The following is a 20280-nucleotide window of genomic DNA, read 5'->3' as shown; positions in this document are numbered from 1 at the left end:
CTAGTCGCGCAGGCGCTCGGTGAGCGAGGTCGCGATCGTGTCCGGCGTCAGTCCGATGCGCTCGAGGACCTGACCGCGCGAGCCGTGGTCGAGGAACTGCTTCGGTATGCCGTAGGTCCAGACCGGGACCGGGTTGCCGGCCGCGCGGACCCGGGCGGCGATGGCCGAGCCGATGCCGGTGTCGACCAGGTTGTCCTCCACGACGGCCACCGCCGGGGACCGGCCGACCAGGTCGAGCAGGTCGTCGCTGACCGGCAGCACCCAGCGGGGGTCGACGACCTTGGTCGAGATCCCCTGGGCGCCGAGCTTCTCCGCGACGGCGAGGGAGACCCCCGACATGGCCCCGACCGAGACCAGGAGCAGGTCGGGGTGCTCGCTCTCGCGCAGGATGTCGACGTCGCCGTGGGCGCCGACGGCCTGGACCGGGTCCGCGACGCTGCCCTTGGGGAAGCGCAGCACGGTCGGGCCGTCCTCGACCGCGACGGCCTCGCGCAGCGCCACCCGGATCTGGGCGCCGTCGCGCGGGGCGGCCAGCCGCAGCCCGGGCACGATCGAGAGCAGGCCCATGTCCCACATGCCGTTGTGGCTGGCGCCGTCGGTGCCGGTGACGCCGGCCCGGTCGAGCACGAACGTGACGCCCTGCCTGTGGAGGGCGCAGTCCATCAGCAGCTGGTCGAAGGCGCGGTTGAGGAAGGTCGCATAGATCGCGACCACGGGGTGCATCCCCGCGAAGGACAGGCCGGAGGCCATGGTGACCGCGTGCTGCTCGGCGATGCCGACGTCGAAGACCCGCTCGGGGTAGGCCTGGGCGAAGCCGGAGAGCCCGACTGGGATCAGCATCGAGGCGGTCAGCGCCACGATGTCCTCGCGCTCGTCGGCCAGGTCGAGCAGCTCGTCGCTGAACTCGTCGGTCCAGGAGCGCCCGGACAGCTCCAGCGGCAGGCCGGTCTCGGGGTTGATGACGCCGACGGCGTGGAACCGGTCGGCCTCGTCGCTGGTGGCGGGCGTGTAGCCGTGGCCCTTCTCGGTGATCGCGTGCACCAGCACGACACCGCCGAAGTCGTGGGCGCGCCGCAGCGCGGTCTCCATCGCCGCCAGGTCGTGGCCGTCGACGGGGCCGAGGTACTTCAGGCCCAGGTCCTCGAACATGCCCTGCGGGCTGACGATGTCCTTCAGCCCCTTCTTGACGCCGTGGAGCGTCTCGTAGGTCCGTCTGCCCACGACCGGCGTCTTGTGCAGCACCCGCTTGCCCCAGGACAGGACGTTCTCGTAGTTCTTGGTCGCCCGCAGCGAGGCGAGGTAGTCGGCCATGCCGCCGGTGGTCGGCGCGTAGGAGCGCTCGTTGTCGTTGACGACGATGACCAGCGGGAGGTCGGGGTTGGCGGCGATGTTGTTGAGGGCCTCCCACGCCATCCCGCCGGTGAGCGCCCCGTCACCGATGACCGCGACAGTATGCCGATCGGTCTCGCCCCGGAGCTTGCGTCCCGTCGCGATGCCGATCGCCCAGGACAGGGAGGTCGAGGCGTGGCTGTTCTCGACGACGTCGTGGCGGGACTCGGCGCGGCTGGGGTAACCGGAGATGCCACCCTCCTTGCGGAGGGTGCCGAAGTCGTGCCGCCCGGTGAGCAGCTTGTGCACGTAGGACTGGTGCCCGGTGTCGAAGACGACCGTGTCGCGCGGGCTGTCGAAGACGCGATGGATGGCCATGGTCAGCTCGACGACACCCAGGTTGGGCCCCAGGTGGCCGCCGGTGCGGGACACGGAGTCGACCAGATAGCTGCGGATCTCGGCCGCGAGGTCGGTGAGCTGGTCCGGGGACAGCCGGCTGAGGTCGGCTGGCCCGGAGATGCTGCTGAGCAGACCCACGATGTGTCAGTGCCTTTCTCCGGGGACGTGGCCACCGAGTCTACGGCTTTCCCCCACCTCGACCGAGCGCGCCCGGCTGCGCCACCCACCCCGACCGGACGCGCCGGACTGCGCCCCAGGCCCGACCGAACGCGCCCGGGCTTGCGCCACCCACCCCGACCGGACGCGCCGCCCACACTTGGTCGTACACTCGTTCTATGTCAGGACCTCCCGGGTGGCCAGAGCGAGTGCCGCCCACCGGTGTGCCCGGGTGGGAGGAGGCAGCAGTCTCGTGGTTGCTCGACCAGTGCCCTGCTGACTACCGCGCCTACCGTGCCTGGCGTCGGCACCCGGTGGCCCTGGCCTGGATCAGCGTCCGGCACCTTCAGGCTGAGCTGGATGCGATGCGGGGGGCCTGGCGCGATGTCCGTGCCGACCTCGGGCCCCTCCTGCCACCGGGCTCGATGGGGGACGTGCTCGGATCCCTCACCCAGGAGGGGCTGCGGCTTCGAGCGGCCCTGCGCGGCGCTGAGCTGCTCCTGGAGGCCATGCGGGTGCGCGCACCGATCCGCTCCTGAGCCAGCACTTGGCCACGACCCCCACGCGCCCGGTGGACCACAGGAGCACCGCCCCACGCGATGCTTCTCTGTGTGTCAAGCGGTCGGGCCGGCTGCCCGCGACAACCAGTGCCCGGCTGACGTCTTCGAGCGCCTACTGGTTCTTGTGGTCGACTGCAGCCAGCCCGAGGATCACCAAGGCGCTCGAAGACGCCTCGGTGGGGCTGGCGGTCGCGACACGACCGGAGATCTACGCCCCACGCGCTCGGTCGAGGGGGTGAGGAGCTAGTGTGAGATATGCGACATGACTTCGTTTGCTAAATGGTGGAATACGTAGTTAGGTTTGCCTTACCTGACCATCGTCACAGCATCGGAGCACGCATATGACTCGGCGCCACCTCACCGTGCCGGCCCTAGGCCTCATCGCAGCCCTCACCCTCAGCGCCTGCGGAGGCGACAGCGCCGCGGACGACGGCAACGGCGAGGCGGCGGGCGGCGAGACCGTCTCGATCACGGACTCACAGGGCCGCACGGTCGACGTCCCGGTCAACCCCGGCACGGTCGTGGCGACCGACTGGAGCGTCATCCGCACCCTGTCTGACCTGGGCATCGAGGTCGACGCCGTGCCCGCGGCGAACTCCGCGCTGCCGGACGACATCGCTCAGTACGCCGGCGGGGACGTCCCGACCATCGGCACCCTGCAGGAGCCCGACTACGAGGCCATCAACGAGCTCGAGCCGGACCTGATCATCATCGGCTCCCGCAGCGGCACGCCCGAGGTGCTGGCGGAGATGGAGAAGATCTCCCCCAACGTCATCGACATGTCGGTCCGGTTCGAGGAGTCCTCCCAGCAGATCCCCGCGACGGAGGAGCGCGTGGTCCAGCTCGGCTCGATCTTCGACAAGGAGACCGAGGCCCAGGAGCTCATGGACGACCTCACCGCCCAGATCGAGGAGGTCGGCACGCAGGCGGCCGCGACCGGTGAGACCGCCCTGTTCGTGCAGGTCTCCGGCGGCACGGCCAGCGCCTACGGCCCCGGCTCGCGCTTCGGCATCGTCTACGACGCCTTCGGCTACACCCCGACCGACGCCCCGATCGACGAGGAGGGCTCGCACGGTCAGGAGATCAGCCAGGAGTTCTTCACCGAGTACAACCCCGGCGTCCTGCTCGTGCTGGACCGCGCCGCCGCGATCGGCTCGGACGAGGCCCCGGCCCTGGAGGTGCTCAACAACGACCTGGTCAATACCACGGACGCCGCCACCAACGACAAGATCCACGTCGTCGACGGCTTCGCCTGGTACCTCGCCACTGCCGCGCCGAGCTCGATCCAGCAGATGATCGACGACGTGAAGGCCACCCTCTGAGCGCGACCACGACAACCACCCGCCCCGCCCCGGCGCCGAGCCGGGGCGGGGTGCGTGCCGTCCACGTGTGGATCGCGGCGGGCGTCCTGCTGGTCGGCAGCTACCTCTCGCTCGGCATCGGAGCCGCCAGCAGTGTCGGGGTGGCCGACCTGTTCCCACCCACCGCCGATGAGTGGCACATCCTGGCCACCTCGCGCATCCCGCGCCTCATGGCGATCCTGATGGCCGGCGCCTCGCTGTCGGTCGCCGGCCTGATCATGCAGCGGATCACCGCCAACCGGTTCGTCTCCCCCAGCACCTCGGGCACCGTCGAGGCAGCCGTGCTCGGCATCCTCATCGCGACCATGCTGTTCAGCTCCACCTCGCTGGTCGTCAAGATGCTGATCGCCATCGTGACGGCCATCGCGGGCACGATGGTCTTCCTGCAGATGCTGCAACGGATCCAGCACCGCGAGGGCATCGTGGTCGCCCTCGTCGGGCTCATGTACGGCGGCGTGCTCGCCGCGATCACCACGTTCGTGGCCTACCAGCGCGACATGGTGCAGTACCTCGACATCTGGACGACCGGCTCGTTCTCCGGCATCCTCGAGGGCCGCTACGAGCCGCTCTACATCGTGCTGCTCGTCGGTGTCATCGGCTACCTGTTCGCCGACCGGTTCACCGTCATCGGGATGGGTGAGTCCTTCGCCACCAACCTCGGCCTGAACTACCAGCGCATCCTCTATATCGGCCTCGTGGTCGTGTCCGTCATGGCCGCGGTGGTCGTCGTGGTCGTCGGCGCGATCCCGTTCCTCGGCCTGATCGTGCCCAATGTGGTGACTCTGCTGCTGGGCGACAACGTCAAGAAGGTGCTGCCGCTCACGGCCCTCGCGGGGGCCGGCTTCGTCCTGGCCTGCGACGTCGTCGGCCGCACGGCGATCTACCCCTACGAGCTGCCCGTCGCCACCATCGCCGGGGGCATCGGCGGGGTGGTCTTCATCTGGCTGATCATGCGCTCTGCCAAGGGGGCGTCAGTATGACGTTCCTCCAGGCCCGCAGAGACCGCACCACCCGCGTCGCGGCGGCGCTCGAGCACGCCAGCCCCGAGGAGCGCCGGCGGCGCACCCGCATCCGGGTGATCCTGGCCGTCCTCGGGTTGTTGTGCGTCGTCGCCGTGGTCGCCTACCTGACCTACGACGTCCGCGGCTCCTGGGACTACGCCATGGACCTGCGCACCCGCCAGGTCGGCTCACTGGTCGTCGTCGGCGCGGCGGTCGGCGCCTCGAGCCTGGTCTTCCAGACCATCGCCGGCAGCCGGATCCTGACCCCCAGCGTGATGGGCTTCGACGCCCTCTACCTGCTGGTGCAGACGATCATCGTCTTCTTCTTCGGCAGCGCGACCTTCCTGATGATGGGCGTGGCCGAGCGGTTCCTGATCAACGCCGGGGCGCTCGTCCTCTTCGGGATGCTGCTCTTCCGCTGGTTGTTCGGCCGCAACAGCCGCAACCTGCTGGTCCTGGTGCTGGTCGGCATCGTCATCGGCTCGCTGTTCAACTCCCTGACGTCGCTGGCCTCGCGCGTGCTCAGCCCGAACGACTTCCTCACCCTGCAGGACGTCATGTTCGCCACCTTCAACACCGTCGACGGCGACCTGCTGTGGATCGTGGGTGCCGTCTGCGTCGTGGGGCTGCTGGCCCTGGTCCCGCTGCTGCGCTATCTCGACGTGGTCGACCTGGGCTATGACAGTGCGATCGCCCTCGGCCTCCCCTACCACCGGGTGGTCACCCTGACCCTCGCCGTGGTGACCCTGCTGGTGGCGGTCTCCACCGCGCTGGTGGGCCCGATGCTCTTCCTGGGCCTCATCGTCGCCAACCTGGCGCGGCAGGTGGTCCCGAGCCATCGGCATACTGACCTGGTCCTGGGTTCGGTCCTCGTCGGGATCCTGGCTACCGTGGCCGGACAGTTCGTCGTGGGCCACCTGATGGACAACGGCACCACGCTCAGCGTCGTCGTTAACCTGGTCGGCGGCATCTATTTCATCCTGCTCCTGATGAGGACGGTCCGACTGTGATCAGCGTGCGCGACATCACCCACCGCTACGACAAGCAGGTGGTGCTCGACGAGGTGGGCCTGACCCTCCCCGTCGGTCAGCTCACCTCGATCGTGGGGGCCAACGGGGCCGGCAAGTCCACCCTGCTGTCGGTGATCAGCCGCTTGATCAAGCCGGAGCGGGGCACGGTCTTCATCGACGACCTCGACGTGCAGACGGCCGGGGCCGACGCCATCTCCAGGCGGCTGGCGGTCCTGCGTCAGGACAACCGGATCACCGCCCGGCTCAGCGTGGTGGACCTGGTGCGCTTCGGCCGCTTCCCCTACAGCAAGGGCCGGTTGACCCCGGAGGACCACGTGGTCGTCGACGAGGCGCTGGACTACCTCGACCTGCAGCCCCTGCGGGACCGCTACCTCGACCAGCTCTCCGGCGGCCAGCGCCAGCGTGCCTACATCGCGATGATCCTCGCGCAGGACACCGACTACATCCTGCTGGACGAGCCGTTGAACAACCTCGACATGAAGCACTCGTCGTCGATGATGACGCTGCTGCGCCGGGCCGCGGACGATCTGGGCAAGACGATCGTGCTGGTGCTGCACGACATCAACTTCGCCTCGTGCTTCTCCGACCACATCGTGGCGATGCGCGACGGCAAGGTCGTGGTGCAGGGCACGCCCGCCGAGATCATGCAGCGGGAGACCCTGCGTGAGGTCTTCGACATGGACATCCACGTGCAGGACCTGAACGGCATGCGCCTCGGGATCTTCTGGACCACCGGCGCCCCGGTCGGGCCGCTCCCGCTGGCCGGGCAGCCCGAGACCGACGGGAGCCCCGGGCAGGCGCAGGACGAGCAGGCGGCCGAGTTCGCCTGGCGCGCCTGAGTCCGGCGGCTAGGTGCGCGCGACCACCAGGTAGGCCAGGTAGGCCAGGTAGAGCACGACGAAGACGACGCCCTCCGTGCGCGAGACCCGGCGGCCGGTCCGGAAGACCGGCAGGCACAGGAGGGCGACGGCGGCCATCAGCGGCAGGTCGACGCGCACCAGCTCCCCGCCGATGCTGATGGGGGCGACGAGCACGGTGACGCCCAGGATGAAGGCGATGTTGTAGACGCTGGAGCCGATGAGGTTGCCGATCGCGATTTCGCGGTTGTTGCGGACGGTCGACACCAGGGTGGTGGCCAGCTCCGGCGCCGAGGTGCCGATCGCGACGACGGTGAGGCCGATCAGTGCGTGGGACACGCCGAGATCGCGGGCCAGCCACGACGCACCCCGCACCAGCCAGTCAGCGCCGAGCACGATCACGGCTATGCCCAGCAGCAGGACGGCCAGGTCCGCACCGACCTGACCGGCGACCCGCCTCCTGGACGGCATCCACTCCTTGGTGATGACCTGCGCGCGGTTGGCGGCTCGCTGCCGCAGGCTCAGCTGGACCACGATGGCGGTGTAGGCGACGGCGATGACGAGCAGCAGGAGCCCGTCCAGGCGGGAGATCTCGCCGTCGAGGCTCATCGCCACCAGTGCCAGCGCGGCCAGGGCCATGGCCGGGACGTCGAGCCGGAAGGTCTGCGCCCCCATGGCGATCGGCCGGATGGCCGCGCTCAGGCCCAGGATGAGCAGCAGGTTCACCATGTTGGTGCCGGCGATGTTGCCGACGGCCAGCGCCCCCACGTCCCGGAGCGAGGCGTCGATGCCCACCGCCAGCTCCGGCGCGGAGGTGCCCACCGACACGACCGTGATGCCGACGACGATCGGTGGGATGCCGAGCCTGCCGGCCAGCTGCGTGCCGGCGCGCACCACGGCCTCGGCGCCCACCACCAGGGTGACCAGTCCCAGCAGGATGAGCAGCTCGGAAGTCACCGGGCCACGTTAGCGAAGCGCACCCGGATCGACATGTCGTTCCCGGGCGCGCAGGACCACGCAGCACCGTCCGGGCGCCGGCTCGAGACATGCCTCCAGGCAGGGCGGCTCGAGGTGCTGGGCCATGCTGTCGAGCATCGCGTGGTTCATCCCGCACACCAGCTCGGTGTGCTCCTGGGCCAGCACGTGGAATGGACAGTTGCCCAGCGTGATCCGCTGCTCGACCTCCCGGGGCTCGAAGCCGGCCTCCGCCAGCACGACCATCACCCGTGCGACGATCTCCTCGGTCGTCAGGGCGGCCCCCACCCGCGTCGCGAGCCCCCGACCCTCGCGAGCCGCCACCTCGTGCAGGACCTCCAGGACGGGCTCCCCCGAGCGCGCCGCGGCGTCCACGGCGGCCGCGAGCAACCGGCCCGCCAGCTCGTAGTCCCGGGCGGGCAGGGAGACCGCGACCTCCGCACCCGAGCGCCGGTAGCGCTTGGCGGGCCTCCCGGCGCCGGGCCCGGTCCGCTCCCCCAGCCGCTGGTAGTCCACCTCGAGCAGCCCGTCAGCCGCCAGCCGGTCCAGGTGGAACTTGACCCGGTGGTGCGGCAGGCCCGTGGCGGCAGCCGCCTCCTCACGCCCCACCGGCTCGTCCCTGCTGCACACGTAGCGGTAGAGCTCGCGCCGCACCGGCTCGGCCAGCGAGCCGATGCCGGCCACCGCACGGTCGAAGTCTGCCTCGGCCACGATCTCCTCCTCTTGACGGAACCGTCTCGACGGGTCTAACGTCGAGGCTACTCTCTTTTAGAATGGTGGGCCAGTATGACGACGAGCACAGACCTCTCCCGGTCCCCCGGGGACCGTGGGCTGAGTGAGGGCGGGTCGCGTGGGAGCGAGGCCGAGCCCGTCCAGCTCGTGGACGACCGGATCGAGGGCCACCGACTCGAGCGCGACCGCATCGACCGGGCGGCACGGGCCGCGGCAGAGTTCCTCGCCGCGCTCGGGGTCGACTGCGACCGGGAGGGCATGCAGGTCAGCCCTCGGCGGATGGCCCGGGCCTACGCCGCGATGCTCACCGCCCGGCCCTTCGAGATGACGACCTTCGACAACGACGAGGGCTACGACGAGCTGGTGCTGGTCCGCTCGATCCCGGTCCAGTCGCTGTGCGAGCACCACTTCCTGCCGTTCACCGGCATCGCCCACGTCGGCTACCTGCCGGGGTCGCGGATCCTCGGGCTGTCCAAGTTCGCCCGCGTGGTCGAGATGTTCGCCCGCCGCCCGCAGGTCCAGGAACGGCTCACCCAGCAGGTCGCCGAGTGGATCGACCACGAGCTCCAGCCGCGCGGGGTCGGCGTCGTCATCGAGGCCGAGCACAGCTGCATGACCCTGCGCGGGGTGCGTGCGACCGGCGCGACGACCCGCACCTCGGCGCTGCGCGGCACCCTGCGCGAGTCGGCCGCGCGCGCCGAGTTCCTCAGCCTGATCACCTGACCGAAAGGACCCTGTCATGTCCACCCCATCCGCCCCGTCCGCAGGCGTTGTCGTGGTGGGGGCCGGCCTGGCCGGCGCCCACGTCGTCACCTCGCTGCGCGAGCGGGAGTATGCCGGGCCGCTCACCATCGTGGGCGACGAGGACGAGCTCCCCTACGAGCGCCCACCCCTGAGCAAGGGCTACCTGCAGGGGGCGGACGAGATCGACGGCGTCTACGTCCACCCCCCGCAGTGGTATGCCGAGCACGACGTGACCACCCGCCTCGGCGACGCTGCGGTCGCCATCGACTGCGAGGCCCACGAGGTCCAGCTCGCCAGCGGCGAGCGCCTCCCCTACGGCACCCTCGTGCTGGCCACCGGGGCCGAGCCGCGGCGCCTCCCCCTGCCGGGGGCCGACCTGGAGGGCGTGGTGACGCTGCGGCGGATCGCCGACAGCGACGCCCTGAAGGAAGCGATCGCCGAGCACCGGCGGATCGTGATCGTCGGCGGCGGGTGGATCGGCCTGGAGGTCGCGGCCGCGGCACGGCTGGGCGGCTCCGAGGTCACCGTGCTCGAGATGGCCGACCTCCCGCTCCTGCAGGTGCTCGGGCCCGAGGTCGCCCAGCACTTCGCGCAGCTGCACGCGGGCCACGGGGTGGACCTGAGGACCGGGGTGACCGTCTCGGAGATCACCGGCGACGGTGGCCGGGTCACCGGGGTCGTCGTCGACGGGGAGACGGTCCCCGCCGATCTCGTGCTGCTCGGCGTGGGGGCCGCCCCCAACACCGACCTGGCTCTCGCGGCGGGCCTGTCCGTGGGCTCCGGCATATTGGTCGACGAGCACCTGCGCTCGGTCGACGACCCCGACGTCCTGGCGGTCGGTGACGTGGCCGAGGCACGGCATACTGCCTCGGGCGGGACCCTGCGGGTGGAGCACTGGGACAACGCGATCCGGCAGGGCAAGCTCGCGGCCGCGACGATCACCGGCGGCGACGAGGTCTATGACTGGGCGCCCTACTTCTACACCGACCAGTTCGACCTGGGCATGGAGTATGTCGGGCACGGCAGCGCGGACGACGACGTGGTAATCCGAGGCGACCTGGCCTCCGGTGAGTTCATCGCGTTCTGGCTGCGCGACGGCGTCGTGAGCGCGGCGATGAACGTGAACATCTGGGACGTCAACGACGACCTGCGGGAGCTCATCGGGCGCGAGATCGCCGCAGAGCGGCTGGCCGACAGCGGCGTCGCGCTCACCGACCTGTGAGCCCGCGCTACAGCAGCAGCACGGCGATCAGGAAGGCGCCGACCCCGGGGAGGCGCCAGCGCCCCGGGACCTGACCGCGGGCCCCGATGAGGAGGAAGACGGGCACGGCCACCACCATGGCCGGGCTCAGCGCGAACCACACCCAGGCCCACCGGGTGGCCAGGCGGGGCTGGGGTGAGTTCAGCACGAGGAGGAGGAAACTGATCAGGAGCAGCCCCATCAGGTAGCCCGCCGCGCCGCGCAACTCCCACCCGCCGACCGTGGTGTAGATCCCGTCTGAGGGTGTTGCCCACACGACCTCCACGTCGGGCGAGGACTGCCGCAGCGCGTCGGTCACGTCGCCGATGATGAAGTCGCGGGCGCGCGGGTCGAAGCCCTGCGAGCGCAGCTCGTCGACCGAGTTGCTCTGGAGGACCTCGGCGGAGCTGCGGTGCCAACCCTCCCGCCACTCGAGCCGGACCGTCGAGGCTCCCACCACTCCCTCGGTGTAGCTCTGCGGTGCACCGACGGCCCCCACGACACGCACCTGGGTGACGGCGCCGCGCTCCAGGCCGGAACGCAGGTCGTCGTAGGACTCGAGCCGGAACCCCGTGAGGGCCGTGGTCACGACCGTCACGGCATACAGCCCGAGCACCAGCCAGCGGGCCAGCTGCCACGCATCCAGACTCCGATGACTCGTCCCCACCCCCTCGGGGGCAACCGTCGTCGTTGCCATGCGGCGACCTTACGGACAGGCTCCGGTGAGTCACGGCATACTCGCCCGCTGCTCACAGCAGCGCGCCCTTCCGCCTGAGGCGGTGCGCAGCGCACGCTGGCGACATGAGCACGCAGACACTCGACCCCGCCCAGGGGCTGGACCAGGAGATCCACCGACAGCTCTTCGACCGCCGCACGCTGGTGCTGGGCGAGGCGCTGGAGGAGCGGAACAGCAACCGGCTGTGCACCGCGCTCCTACTGCTGGCCGACGCCGACCCCCGCGCGGACATCCGGCTGCTGATCAACTCGGTCGGCGGCTCGGTCCCCGGGATGCTGGCGATCCGCGACTGCATGCGGATCATCCCCAACGACGTGGTGACGGTGAACGTCGGGATGGCCTACAGCGCCGGACAGTTCCTGCTGTCGGCAGGGACGAGCGGCAAGCGGTTCGCGATGCCACACTCCAAGGTGCTGCTGCACCAGGGGTCGGCCGGCATCGGCGGCACCGCGATGGACATCGCGATCCAGGCCGACGACCTGCGGCACACCCGCGACACCGTGCTGGGCTGCATCGCCGAGGACACCGGGCAGTCGGTCGCGCGCGTCGAGGAGGACTCCCGGCGGGACCGGTGGTTCTCGGCGCAGGAGGCGCTGGACTACGGCTTCGTCGACGCGATCGTGGGCTCGCTGGGCGAGGTGATGCCGGACCGGACCTCGCCGATCGGGCTGGGGGGTGCACGATGAGCACCTACTCGATCCCCTACGTGACGACCCAGAGCCCGCGCGGTGAGCGCACGCTCGACATCTACAGCCGGCTGCTGGCCGACCGGATCGTCTATCTGGGCACCGGCATCGACGAGGGCGTCGCCAACGCGGTCATCGCCCAGCTGCTGCACCTGGAGAACGACAACCCGGACGCGCCGATCGCGCTCTACCTCAACTCGGTCGGCGGCTCGATCCCGGCCACCCTGGCGATCTATGACGCGATGCAGTTCGTCCGGCCGCGGGTCGACACCACGTGCGTGGGTCAGGTGGTCGCCAGCTCGGCGGTCCTGCTCGCCGGCGGTGCCGCCGGTCACCGCTCGATCCTGCCCCACGGGCGGGTCGTGATCCACGCGCCTGCAGCAGAGGGACGGGGCACCGTGCCGGATCTGATCCTGGAGGCCGACGAGGTCGAGCGGGTGCGGCGGATGCAGGAGGAGATCCTCGGGCTGCACACCGGCCACTCCGCCGAGCAGGTGCGGTCCGACACCGACCGCGACCTGATCCTCACGGCGCAGGCCGCCGTCGACTACGGCGTGGTGGACCAGGTCCTCGCCTCCCGCGAGGTGCCGGCGCTGAGCGCGTGACGAGGTCAGCCCACGCTGCCCGCAGGACAGGTCCGCCTGCCCGCAGCACAGGTCAGGCTGCCAGCAGCACAGCTCATGCAGCCAGCAGGGCGGGTCCGCTCCCCCGCACTCCGGGCTGGACGAGGGTGAGCTGCGTCCCTGCCCGCCGGGTCAGGTCGACCACCGTGAGGTCGAGGGCACCGGCGAGTGCCTCAAGCATCTCCGAGGACGGGTCCTTCTTGCCGCGCTCGAGCTCGGAGAGGTACTGCGGCGAGAGTCCGGCCCGAGCGGCGACGTCCGAGATGCGCTCGCCGCGGAACTCACGCTCACCGCGGAGCTGGCGTCCGAGCGCCTCGCGCCACAGCAACGCCGGGCCGCGGCGCGCAGCACGGCCGCGGTTCCCGAGACGTCCCGGGTCCTGACGGTCGGGCAGACGCACCACGTTTCCCATGACCCGACGCTATCGCCGGCAAGCCCCCGCCGGGAGCGATTTTCACTCTCGGCGAAGAGCCCGCCACAACCTGAGCGAGGCGCAGGAGCGGCGCGGCCACGGCATACTGCCCGAGGTCAGTCGGCGACGCGGACGTTGATGAGGTTGGCCCAGGGGTCGTCGAAGGAGACCGTGCGGCCGTCGTCGCGGGTCTGCACCCCGTAGTGCTTCATGCGCTCGGTGAGGGCGCCGATCTCGTCGGCGGTGGGCACGATGATGTCGACCTGACCCAGGCCGAGGGTGCGCTGGCGACGGCCGGCGCCGCGGGAGTTCCAGACGTTCATCGCCATGTGGTGGTGATACTTCCCGGCGGAGACGAACAGCGCCTGGTTGCCCAGAGCGGCGGTGGTCTCGAAACCCAGCTTGTCGACGTAGAAGCCCTTCGCGCTGGCGACGTCACCCACGGAGAGGTGGACGTGCCCCACGATGGCGCTGCCGAGCGTGGTGGGGTCGTCCAGACCACGCTCGCTGAGGTGCTCGCGCAGGAAGGCGTTGGGGTCGAGGTAGAGCGTGGACATCTCGACCTGCCCGTGGGTCCAGCTCCACTGCGTCCGGTCACGGTCCCAGTAGAGCTCGATGCCGTTGCCCTCGGGGTCGTCGAAGTAGAAGGCCTGGCTGACGAGGTGGTCGCTGGAGCCGACGAACTTCACGCCCGGGTACTGCGCGGCGGTCGCGACGGCAGCGGCCAGCGCCTCCTGGGTGTCGAACAGGATGGCGGTGTGGAACAGCCCGGCCTGGCCGGGGCTGGCCGCCTTGAGGGCGGGGCTGTGCCGCAGGATGACGACGGGCTCGGTCCCGCGACCGAGGGTCACCTGGGGGCCCTCGCTGGAGAGCACGGTGAGCGCGATCGCGTCACGGTAGTAGGCGGTCATGACGTCGAGGTCGGCGACGTCCAGGGTCACCGCACCCATCGACGTGTCTGCGGCGAGCAGGTCCTTCGGGGCGAGCAGGTCGGGCGTGGCCATGGCGCATCCTCCGTTTGATTGATGTTTCAAGTATTACAACAGAGGCGCGCTCCCGTCCATTCCCGGCGGCATCATGCCGGAGCGACGACGTCGAGGCCCTCCTCCCTGGCAGCACGAGCCATCCGGTCGTCATACGTCACGATCACGGGGGTCTCGACGGCGATGGCGGTGGCGAGGTGGATTGCGTCGAGGGTCCGCAGGTAGCTCTGGGGCAGACTTGCGGCCTGGTGCAGGATCGGCTCGGTGACCGGCACGACGTCGAGCCCGTCGAGCAGGGTCATGACCACGGTCGGGTCCAGGGCGAGGCGCTGGGCGAAGCGGCGAAGGTCCACCACCGCCAGCGCCGAGACCAGGAGTGCCCCCTCCGCACCCTCGTCGAGCCAGCGCGTCAGTGCGGCCGACTCAGCCTCCTCGATGACCACTTTTGCCAGGGCGGACGTGTCGAGCAGCACACTGGTCACAGGCGATCCTGACGCAGGTCATCCAGGATGCTCTGCGATGACTCGGCGCGAGTGACGCGTGGGATGGCGCTCCAGCCGCCGTGTCGCCTGGCCTTGCGTGCGACCAAGTGCTCCAGTGGCGAGGCGGTCGCCGGCACCAGCCGCCCGATCACCTCACCACTGCTGGTGACTGTGTAGGTCTGGCCGGCGCGAAGCCCGCGCATGATCTCCCCCGAGTTATTGCGAAGCTCCCGCTGGCTGATCGTGGTCATGATCGACCGTAGCGCGCCTGTAGCACGTCCGCGGTGTGGCCAAGGGCTGTTCGGGCTGTCCGACATCTGTCGCAGGCGGACACGAAGGGCGGCCCCGCACCGATCACTCGGTGCAGGGCCGTCGCGGGTGGTGCGTGTCAGTCAGGCAGAGACCAGCGAGCGCAGGACGTACTGCAGGATGCCGTCGTTGCGGTAGTAGTCCGCCTCACCGGGGGTGTCGATCCGGACCAGGGCGTCGAACTCAACCTTCTCGCCGCTCTCCTTCTCGGCCACCACGTGCACGGTCTCGGGGATCGAGTCGTTCAGCGCGGTGATGCCGGTGAAGGCGAAGGTCTCGGTGCCGTCCAGGCCGAGGCCGTCGGCGGTCTGGCCCTCGGGGTACTGCAGCGGCAGCACGCCCATGCCGATCAGGTTGGAACGGTGGATCCGCTCGTAGGACTCGGCGATGACCGCCTTGACCCCGAGCAGCAGGGTGCCCTTGGCCGCCCAGTCGCGGGAGGAGCCGGAGCCGTACTCCTTGCCGGCCAGCACGACCAGCGGGACGCCCGCCTCCCGGTAGGCCGCCGCGGCGTCGAAGATGGAGACGGCCTCGTCGGAGTCGCTGAGCAGGTTGCGGGTGAACCCACCCTCGACACCGTCCAGCAGCTGGTTCTTGAGCCGGATGTTGGCGAAGGTGCCGCGGATCATGACCTCGTGGTTACCACGGCGCGAGCCGTAGGAGTTGAAGTCACGCCGCTCGATGCCGTGGTCGGACAGGTAGCGACCGGCCGGGCTGTCGGCCTTGATCGAGCCGGCCGGGCTGATGTGGTCGGTGGTCACCGAGTCACCCAGCTTGGCCAGCACGCGGGCACCCTCGATGTCCTGCACCGGCTCGGGCTGCGCCGCCATCCCCTCGAAGTACGGGGGCTTGCGGACGTAGGTGGACTCGTCGACCCAGTCGAAGGTGTCACCCTCCGGCGTCGGCAGGCTCTGCCACCGCTCGTCACCGGCGAAGACGTCGGCGTAGTCCTCGGTGAACATGTCCCGGCTGATCGAGTTGGCGATGACCTGCTCGACCTCCTCGGCGTCCGGCCAGATGTCACGCAGGTACACCTCGTTGCCCTCGGTGTCGACGCCCAGCGGCTCGGTCTCGAAGTCGAAGTCCATCGTCCCGGCCAGGGCGTAGGCGATCACCAGGGGCGGCGACGCCAGGTAGTTCATCTTGACGTCGGGGTTGATCCGGCCCTCGAAGTTGCGGTTGCCCGACAGCACCGAGGCGACCGACAGGTCGTGCTCGTTCACGGCACGGCTGACGTCCTCGATGATCGGGCCCGAGTTGCCGATGCAGGTGGTGCAGCCGTAGCCCACCAGGTGGAAGCCGAGCTTCTCCAGGTAGGGCCACATCCCGGCCTTGTCGAAGTAGCCGGTGACCACCTTGGAACCGGGCGCCATCGAGGTCTTGACCCACGGCGGGACGGTCAGGCCCCGCTCGACGGCGTTCTTGGCCAGCATCGCCGCACCCATCATCACCGAGGGGTTGGAGGTGTTGGTGCAGGAGGTGATCGAGGCGATGACCACGTGACCGTGGTCGACCTCGCACGCCTGGCCGTCGATGGTCACCGGCACCGGGTTGGTCGCCCGGGTGACGCCCGCGGCCAGCGGCGGGGAGTGGACCGGGCGGCCGGCCTCCTGGGACTCCTCGTGAACATCGTGCGACGGGGAGTCGGACGCCGGGAAGGTGTCGCGGAGCTCCTGGTCGACCGCACTCTTCTCGATGCTGTTGCCGTTGAGCACATAGTTCTTCAGGTCGGCGTGGAACTGTCGCTTGGACTCGGTCAGCGCGATCCGGTCCTGCGGGCGCTTCGGGCCGGCGATCGACGGGACGACGGTGGACAGGTCCAGCTCGAGGTACTCGCTGTAGCGGGCCTCCGGAGTGTTGTCCTCCAGCCACATGCCCTGCTCCTTGGCGTAGGCCTCAACGAGCGCCACCTGCTCCTCGGACCGGCCGGTCAGGCGCAGGTAGTCCAGGGTGACGCCGTCGATCGGGAACATCGAGACGGTGCACCCGAACTCCGGGCTCATGTTGCCGATCGTGGCCCGGTTGGCCAGCGGCACGGCGGCCACGCCGGCGCCGTAGAACTCCACGAACTTGCCGACCACACCGTGGTCGCGCAGCTTCTCGGTGATGGTCAGCACGACGTCGGTGGCGGTCGTGCCGGCGGGGATCTCACCGGTGAGCTTGAAGCCCACGACCTTGGGGATGAGCATCGAGACCGGCTGGCCGAGCATGGCCGCCTCGGCCTCGATCCCGCCCACGCCCCAGGCGAGGACGCCCAGGCCGTTGACCATCGGCGTGTGGGAGTCGGTGCCCACGCAGGAGTCCGGGTACGCAACCAGCACGTCGGGCTCCTCCGCCGACGCTCGGGTCATGACGGTGCGGGCCAGGTGCTCGATGTTGACCTGGTGGACGATGCCGGTGCCCGGCGGGACGACCTTGAAGTCCTCGAAGGCGCTCTGCCCCCAGCGCAGGAACTGGTAGCGCTCCCCGTTGCGCTCGTACTCGATCTCGACGTTGCGCTCGAAGGCGTCCGGACGCCCGAACACGTCAATGATCACCGAGTGGTCGATGACCAGCTCCGTCGGCACCTGCGGGTTGATCTTGGCCGGGTCGCCACCCAGGTCGGCCATCGCCTCGCGCATCGTGGCGAGGTCGACGATGCACGGCACACCGGTGAAGTCCTGCATGAGGACGCGCGCCGGGCTGAACTGGATCTCGGTGTCGGGCTCGGCGGTCTCGTCCCACTGCGCCAGCGCGTTGATGTGGTCGGCGGTGATGTTCTGGCCGTCCTCGGTGCGCAGCAGGTTCTCCAGCAGCACCTTCAGGCTGTAGGGGAGGTTGGCCGCGCCCTCGAGGTCGGTGATGCGATAGATCTCATAACTGGCGTCACCTACCTGGAGGGTGCCCTTGGCCCCGAAACTGTTGGTCGTGTCGCTCACGCCGACTCCTCTCAGATTTATCTTGACGTCAAGATAGTTCTATCACAGAACCGTCCTCAGGGCCCAGTCTCCCGCACCTGAGGTGGGACGTCCACGGAAGGTGCCTAACCCGGAGGGATGTTGTGCTGGAGAGATGTTGTGGTTGTGTCGGAAGAGGTTGTCGGGGTCGTAGGCGGCCTTCACGGCGCGCAGGCGCTCCCACGTCGCGGGCGGATAGGCGTCGGCCGCAGAGACCGGGCCGGGACTGCCCACGAAGTTGATGTATGCCGTGTGGTCACCCTGGTCGAGCGCCGCCAGCAGGCCGTCGGCCCACTCCGCAGCCGCGCCCAGGTCCCCCGGCCCGGGCGCCACGCAGGCGAGGTAGCTGACGATGCGGCGGTCCCGGAAGCCGAAGGCCGTCGCGTCGTCGGCGACGTCGCCGATCGCACCGCCGAGGACGCGGAACTGTGCCAGCCGACCCGGGCCCGGCCCGTGGGCGACGGCCTCGATGATGGCGCCCGCGAGGTCGACGTCGACCCGGTCCAGGAAGTTGGTGCGGGAGACGAACGGCGTGGGTGGTATCTCCTCCCAGCCCAGCAGGTCGGCATACTGCGCCGGGCGGATGAGGTCGGCCAACGGCTCTGCGAGCGCCCGGAAGGGAGCGATCGCCTGCTCGGCCTCGCCGGGGGGACCGACGTGGACGACGGTCGCCAGGAGCACCGGTGAGCCGTGGTGCTGGGCGTCGACGAACGGCAGCGGCGGGCAGGGCATGACCGTGGCGATCGTGGTCAGCTCCCGGGGAGCCTGCTCCGCGGCGGCGAGGAACCCGGCGAGGACCCCCGGTCTCGCCGGCAGCACCAGCGGTCCCCCGGTGGTCTGACTGACGTCGTCCAGGCGGAAGGTCATCTCCGTGACGACCCCGAAGTTGCCGCCGCCCCCGCGCAGCGCCCAGAAGAGGTCGGGCTCGTGGTCGGCGTCGACGGTCCGGAGCTGACCGTCCGCGGTGACGATCTCGGCGGCGAGAAGGGCGTCGATCGTCATCCCGTAGCGGCGGCTGAGCAGCCCCATGCCGCCTCCGAGCGTGATCCCGGAGATGCCCACGGCCGCGGACCGCGAGGACGACGCCCGCCTCTCGAGCCGCGTCCACGACCGCGCACACGTCAGCAGCATCGAGCGCCTGCACGACGGCGAGCGGACGGGCGTCGACCGCTCGGGCCTCCACCACCCTGGCGGTCTCGTAGTCAGCTCCCTGCTCCGGCGTGATCACCCGGCCCCGGACCGCGGCACGGATCCTGGCCACCAACGCGGGGGCTCTGACGAGGTCTGTGGATGTCATCCGCCCACGGTCGCACCAGGCACCGACAGTCGCACGGGAATTTCTCGTGCGACTCAGCCGTCGTCCTCGTCGTCGCGGACCGGTTGGGTGCGGCTCTCCGGGTTGAGGGTGAGCGCCAGCTGGTGCTCGGCCTCCGGCGGGCAGATGAAGAGGATCTCGTCGCCGGCCTCGATCGCCTCGTCCGGGCCGGGGGCGATCGCCTGCCCGTCGCGCAGGATGGTGATCAGGGAGGTGTCCGGCGGCAACGGCACGTCGCCGACCCGCGCCCCGACGTAGGGGCTGGTCTCGGGCAGGGTCAGCTCCACCATGTGCGCCTCACCGTGCTGGAACTCGAAGAGCCGCACGATGTCCCCGACCGAGACGGCCTCCTCGACGAGCGCGGTCATCAGTCGCGGGGTCGACACGGCCACGTCCACGCCCCAGGCGTCGTTGAACAGCCACTCGTTGCGCGGGTTGTTGACCCGGGCGACGGTGCGCGGCACCGCGAACTCGGTGCGGGCCAGGAAGGACACGACGAGGTTGACCTTGTCGTCACCGCTGGCGCACACGACGTGGTCGTAGGTCTCCAGCCGCGCCGTCGTCAGCGTGCTGATCTCGCAGGCGTCGCCGATGATCCACTCGGCCGCGGGGACCATCGAGGTGCGCTCGTCGGTGGCGTCCCGGTCGATGATCAGGACGTCGTGCCCGTTGTGGATGAGCTCGCGGGCGATCGAGCGACCCACGCTGCCCGCGCCGATCAGGGCTACCCGCACGACCGCCTCCTCACTCCCCCGGCTGGACGGTGTCCAGCCGGTGCTCCAGCTCGGGCAGGGTCCCGCGACGCGCCACCAGGTGCAGCTCGTCCCCCTCCTGGTAGACCGTGTCGACGCGCGGGATGATCGCGTCGCCGAGGCGGGTGACGAAGGCGACCCGGCACCCGAAGGTCTCCTCGATCTCGGTCAGTCGCCGCCCGATCCAGTGGGCGTTCACGTGCACCTGGCCCAGCACCAGCGCGCCGCTGGGGTCGAAGTAGTCCGGGGTGCTCCCCTCCGGCAGCAGGTGGTGCAGGGTCTGGTCCGCTGCCCAGCGCACCGTGGCGACGGTCGGGATGCCGAGCCGCTGGAAGATCTCTGCGCGCTTCGGGTCGTAGATCCGGGCGACGACCCGCTCCACCCCGAAGGTCTCGCGGGCCACGCGCGCGGCGATGATGTTGGAGTTGTCGCCGCTGCTGACGGCTGCGAAGGCGTAGGCCTGGGGCACGCCGGCGTCCTTCATTACCTCCCGGTCGAAGCCGACACCCTTGACCCGCCGCCCCGGGAAGTCCGGCCCTAGACGCTGGAAGGCCGCCGGGTCCTGGTCGATGACCGCGACCTCGTGGCCGCGGGTGAGCAGGCTCTGCGCCAGGGTGGCCCCTACCCGGCCGCAGCCCATGATGACGAAGTGCACGGTGCC

The 20280-nt window shown here is 70.1% G+C and carries 21 protein-coding genes; 9 read left to right on the top strand and 12 right to left on the bottom strand.

The annotated features are described in order from the left end of the window. Positions 1-1866 (bottom strand): 1-deoxy-D-xylulose-5-phosphate synthase, encoded by a 1866-nt coding sequence (dxs, locus tag MWU75_RS06575; protein WP_247089001.1) that lies wholly within the window; start codon positions 1864-1866, stop codon positions 1-3. A 197-nt stretch (positions 1867-2063) separates the two neighbouring features. Here dxs and MWU75_RS06570 point away from each other — a divergent pair, with 197 nt between their 5' ends. From MWU75_RS06570 to MWU75_RS06550, 5 genes are all read left to right on the top strand, one after another. Continuing rightward, positions 2064-2423: a hypothetical protein gene (locus MWU75_RS06570; protein WP_247088999.1), complete on the top strand. Its 360-nt coding sequence runs from the start codon at positions 2064-2066 to the stop codon at positions 2421-2423. A gap of 362 nt (positions 2424-2785) precedes the next feature. Then, a complete protein-coding gene (locus MWU75_RS06565; RefSeq protein WP_247088998.1) occupies positions 2786-3766 on the top strand; it encodes an ABC transporter substrate-binding protein in 981 nt (326 codons plus the stop codon). A gap of 50 nt (positions 3767-3816) precedes the next feature. Continuing rightward, positions 3817-4785 carry an iron chelate uptake ABC transporter family permease subunit gene (locus MWU75_RS06560; protein WP_247088997.1) on the top strand — a complete coding sequence of 323 codons (969 nt, stop codon included), beginning with the start codon at positions 3817-3819 and terminating at the stop codon, positions 4783-4785. After that, the gene (locus MWU75_RS06555) at positions 4782-5816 is read left to right on the top strand and encodes an iron chelate uptake ABC transporter family permease subunit (protein WP_247088995.1); all 1035 of its coding nucleotides are present in this window, start codon (positions 4782-4784) and stop codon (positions 5814-5816) included. The genes MWU75_RS06560 and MWU75_RS06555 overlap by 4 nt, the downstream gene beginning before the upstream one ends. Further along, a complete protein-coding gene (locus tag MWU75_RS06550; RefSeq protein WP_247088994.1) occupies positions 5813-6676 on the top strand; it encodes an ATP-binding cassette domain-containing protein in 864 nt (287 codons plus the stop codon). Before MWU75_RS06555 ends, MWU75_RS06550 begins: the two co-directional genes overlap by 4 nt. Positions 6677-6685: 9 nt before the next feature. Here the strand turns inward: MWU75_RS06550 and MWU75_RS06545 are convergent, their stop codons facing one another. Then, positions 6686-7651 carry a calcium/sodium antiporter gene (locus MWU75_RS06545; protein WP_247088993.1) on the bottom strand — a complete coding sequence of 322 codons (966 nt, stop codon included), beginning with the start codon at positions 7649-7651 and terminating at the stop codon, positions 6686-6688. 9 nt (positions 7652-7660) lie between these two features. Next, positions 7661-8380 (bottom strand): helix-turn-helix domain-containing protein, encoded by a 720-nt coding sequence (locus tag MWU75_RS06540; protein WP_247088992.1) that lies wholly within the window; start codon positions 8378-8380, stop codon positions 7661-7663. Between the two features lie 75 nt (positions 8381-8455). On the opposite strand from MWU75_RS06540, the gene folE reads away from it, so the two are divergent. After that, a complete protein-coding gene (gene folE / locus MWU75_RS06535) occupies positions 8456-9124 on the top strand; it encodes a GTP cyclohydrolase I FolE (RefSeq protein WP_247088990.1) in 669 nt (222 codons plus the stop codon). Between the two features lie 16 nt (positions 9125-9140). After that, positions 9141-10367: an FAD-dependent oxidoreductase gene (locus tag MWU75_RS06530; protein ID WP_247088988.1), complete on the top strand. Its 1227-nt coding sequence runs from the start codon at positions 9141-9143 to the stop codon at positions 10365-10367. 7 nt (positions 10368-10374) lie between these two features. Here MWU75_RS06530 and MWU75_RS06525 read toward each other — a convergent pair whose 3' ends face one another. Further along, positions 10375-11082, bottom strand: coding sequence for a hypothetical protein (locus tag MWU75_RS06525; protein WP_247088986.1), 708 nt, complete (start codon positions 11080-11082; stop codon positions 10375-10377). 104 nt (positions 11083-11186) lie between these two features. On the opposite strand from MWU75_RS06525, the gene MWU75_RS06520 reads away from it, so the two are divergent. Both MWU75_RS06520 and MWU75_RS06515 read left to right on the top strand, forming a co-directional pair. After that, entirely contained in the window at positions 11187-11807 is a 621-nt protein-coding gene (locus tag MWU75_RS06520; RefSeq protein ID WP_247088985.1) for an ATP-dependent Clp protease proteolytic subunit, read from the top strand. Next, positions 11804-12412, top strand: coding sequence for an ATP-dependent Clp protease proteolytic subunit (locus tag MWU75_RS06515; protein WP_247088984.1), 609 nt, complete (start codon positions 11804-11806; stop codon positions 12410-12412). The genes MWU75_RS06520 and MWU75_RS06515 overlap by 4 nt, the downstream gene beginning before the upstream one ends. Positions 12413-12485: 73 nt before the next feature. Here the strand turns inward: MWU75_RS06515 and MWU75_RS06510 are convergent, their stop codons facing one another. The 8 genes from MWU75_RS06510 to MWU75_RS06475 all read right to left on the bottom strand — a co-directional run bounded on the left by MWU75_RS06510 (position 12486) and on the right by MWU75_RS06475 (position 20274). Beyond that, positions 12486-12842 (bottom strand): helix-turn-helix transcriptional regulator, encoded by a 357-nt coding sequence (locus MWU75_RS06510; protein ID WP_247088983.1) that lies wholly within the window; start codon positions 12840-12842, stop codon positions 12486-12488. Between the two features lie 116 nt (positions 12843-12958). After that, positions 12959-13846: a VOC family protein gene (locus MWU75_RS06505; RefSeq protein WP_247088982.1), complete on the bottom strand. Its 888-nt coding sequence runs from the start codon at positions 13844-13846 to the stop codon at positions 12959-12961. A 71-nt stretch (positions 13847-13917) separates the two neighbouring features. Continuing rightward, positions 13918-14307 carry a type II toxin-antitoxin system VapC family toxin gene (locus MWU75_RS06500; protein ID WP_247088981.1) on the bottom strand — a complete coding sequence of 130 codons (390 nt, stop codon included), beginning with the start codon at positions 14305-14307 and terminating at the stop codon, positions 13918-13920. Then, positions 14304-14558 carry a type II toxin-antitoxin system prevent-host-death family antitoxin gene (locus MWU75_RS06495; protein ID WP_247088980.1) on the bottom strand — a complete coding sequence of 85 codons (255 nt, stop codon included), beginning with the start codon at positions 14556-14558 and terminating at the stop codon, positions 14304-14306. The genes MWU75_RS06500 and MWU75_RS06495 overlap by 4 nt, the downstream gene beginning before the upstream one ends. A 141-nt stretch (positions 14559-14699) precedes the next feature. After that, positions 14700-17534 carry an aconitate hydratase gene (locus tag MWU75_RS06490; protein ID WP_247088979.1) on the bottom strand — a complete coding sequence of 945 codons (2835 nt, stop codon included), beginning with the start codon at positions 17532-17534 and terminating at the stop codon, positions 14700-14702. Positions 17535-17576: 42 nt separating this feature from the next. Continuing rightward, entirely contained in the window at positions 17577-18683 is a 1107-nt protein-coding gene (locus MWU75_RS06485; RefSeq protein WP_281496923.1) for a BBE domain-containing protein, read from the bottom strand. Positions 18684-18902: 219 nt separating this feature from the next. Beyond that, positions 18903-19601: a TrkA family potassium uptake protein gene (locus MWU75_RS06480; RefSeq protein WP_247088977.1), complete on the bottom strand. Its 699-nt coding sequence runs from the start codon at positions 19599-19601 to the stop codon at positions 18903-18905. A gap of 10 nt (positions 19602-19611) precedes the next feature. Further along, positions 19612-20274 (bottom strand): TrkA family potassium uptake protein, encoded by a 663-nt coding sequence (locus tag MWU75_RS06475; protein ID WP_247088976.1) that lies wholly within the window; start codon positions 20272-20274, stop codon positions 19612-19614. Between the last annotated feature and the right edge of the window lie 6 nt (positions 20275-20280).

The sequence above is a fragment of the Ornithinimicrobium sp. F0845 genome (genome assembly GCF_023015765.1).
In the GTDB taxonomy this organism is placed as follows: domain Bacteria; phylum Actinomycetota; class Actinomycetes; order Actinomycetales; family Dermatophilaceae; genus Ornithinicoccus.
The sequence above is the reverse complement of the archived record's forward strand: the minus strand, read 5'-3'. Positions and strand labels throughout refer to the sequence as shown.

Excerpts from the sequence above, each read along its gene's own strand:
- MWU75_RS06555 (WP_247088995.1), top strand. The coding sequence starts at position 4,782 with ATGACGTTCCTCCAGGCCCGCAGAGACCGCACCACCCGCGTCGCGGCG.
- MWU75_RS06520 (WP_247088985.1), top strand. The coding sequence starts at position 11,187 with ATGAGCACGCAGACACTCGACCCCGCCCAGGGGCTGGACCAGGAGATC.
- MWU75_RS06515 (WP_247088984.1), top strand. The coding sequence starts at position 11,804 with ATGAGCACCTACTCGATCCCCTACGTGACGACCCAGAGCCCGCGCGGT.
- MWU75_RS06525 (WP_247088986.1), bottom strand. The coding sequence starts at position 11,082 with ATGGCAACGACGACGGTTGCCCCCGAGGGGGTGGGGACGAGTCATCGG.
- MWU75_RS06485 (WP_281496923.1), bottom strand. The coding sequence starts at position 18,683 with ATGCTGCTGACGTGTGCGCGGTCGTGGACGCGGCTCGAGAGGCGGGCG.
- MWU75_RS06510 (WP_247088983.1), bottom strand. The coding sequence starts at position 12,842 with ATGGGAAACGTGGTGCGTCTGCCCGACCGTCAGGACCCGGGACGTCTC.
- folE (WP_247088990.1), top strand. The coding sequence starts at position 8,456 with ATGACGACGAGCACAGACCTCTCCCGGTCCCCCGGGGACCGTGGGCTG.
- MWU75_RS06495 (WP_247088980.1), bottom strand. The coding sequence starts at position 14,558 with ATGACCACGATCAGCCAGCGGGAGCTTCGCAATAACTCGGGGGAGATC.
- MWU75_RS06570 (WP_247088999.1), top strand. The coding sequence starts at position 2,064 with ATGTCAGGACCTCCCGGGTGGCCAGAGCGAGTGCCGCCCACCGGTGTG.
- MWU75_RS06505 (WP_247088982.1), bottom strand. The coding sequence starts at position 13,846 with ATGGCCACGCCCGACCTGCTCGCCCCGAAGGACCTGCTCGCCGCAGAC.
- MWU75_RS06530 (WP_247088988.1), top strand. The coding sequence starts at position 9,141 with ATGTCCACCCCATCCGCCCCGTCCGCAGGCGTTGTCGTGGTGGGGGCC.
- MWU75_RS06565 (WP_247088998.1), top strand. The coding sequence starts at position 2,786 with ATGACTCGGCGCCACCTCACCGTGCCGGCCCTAGGCCTCATCGCAGCC.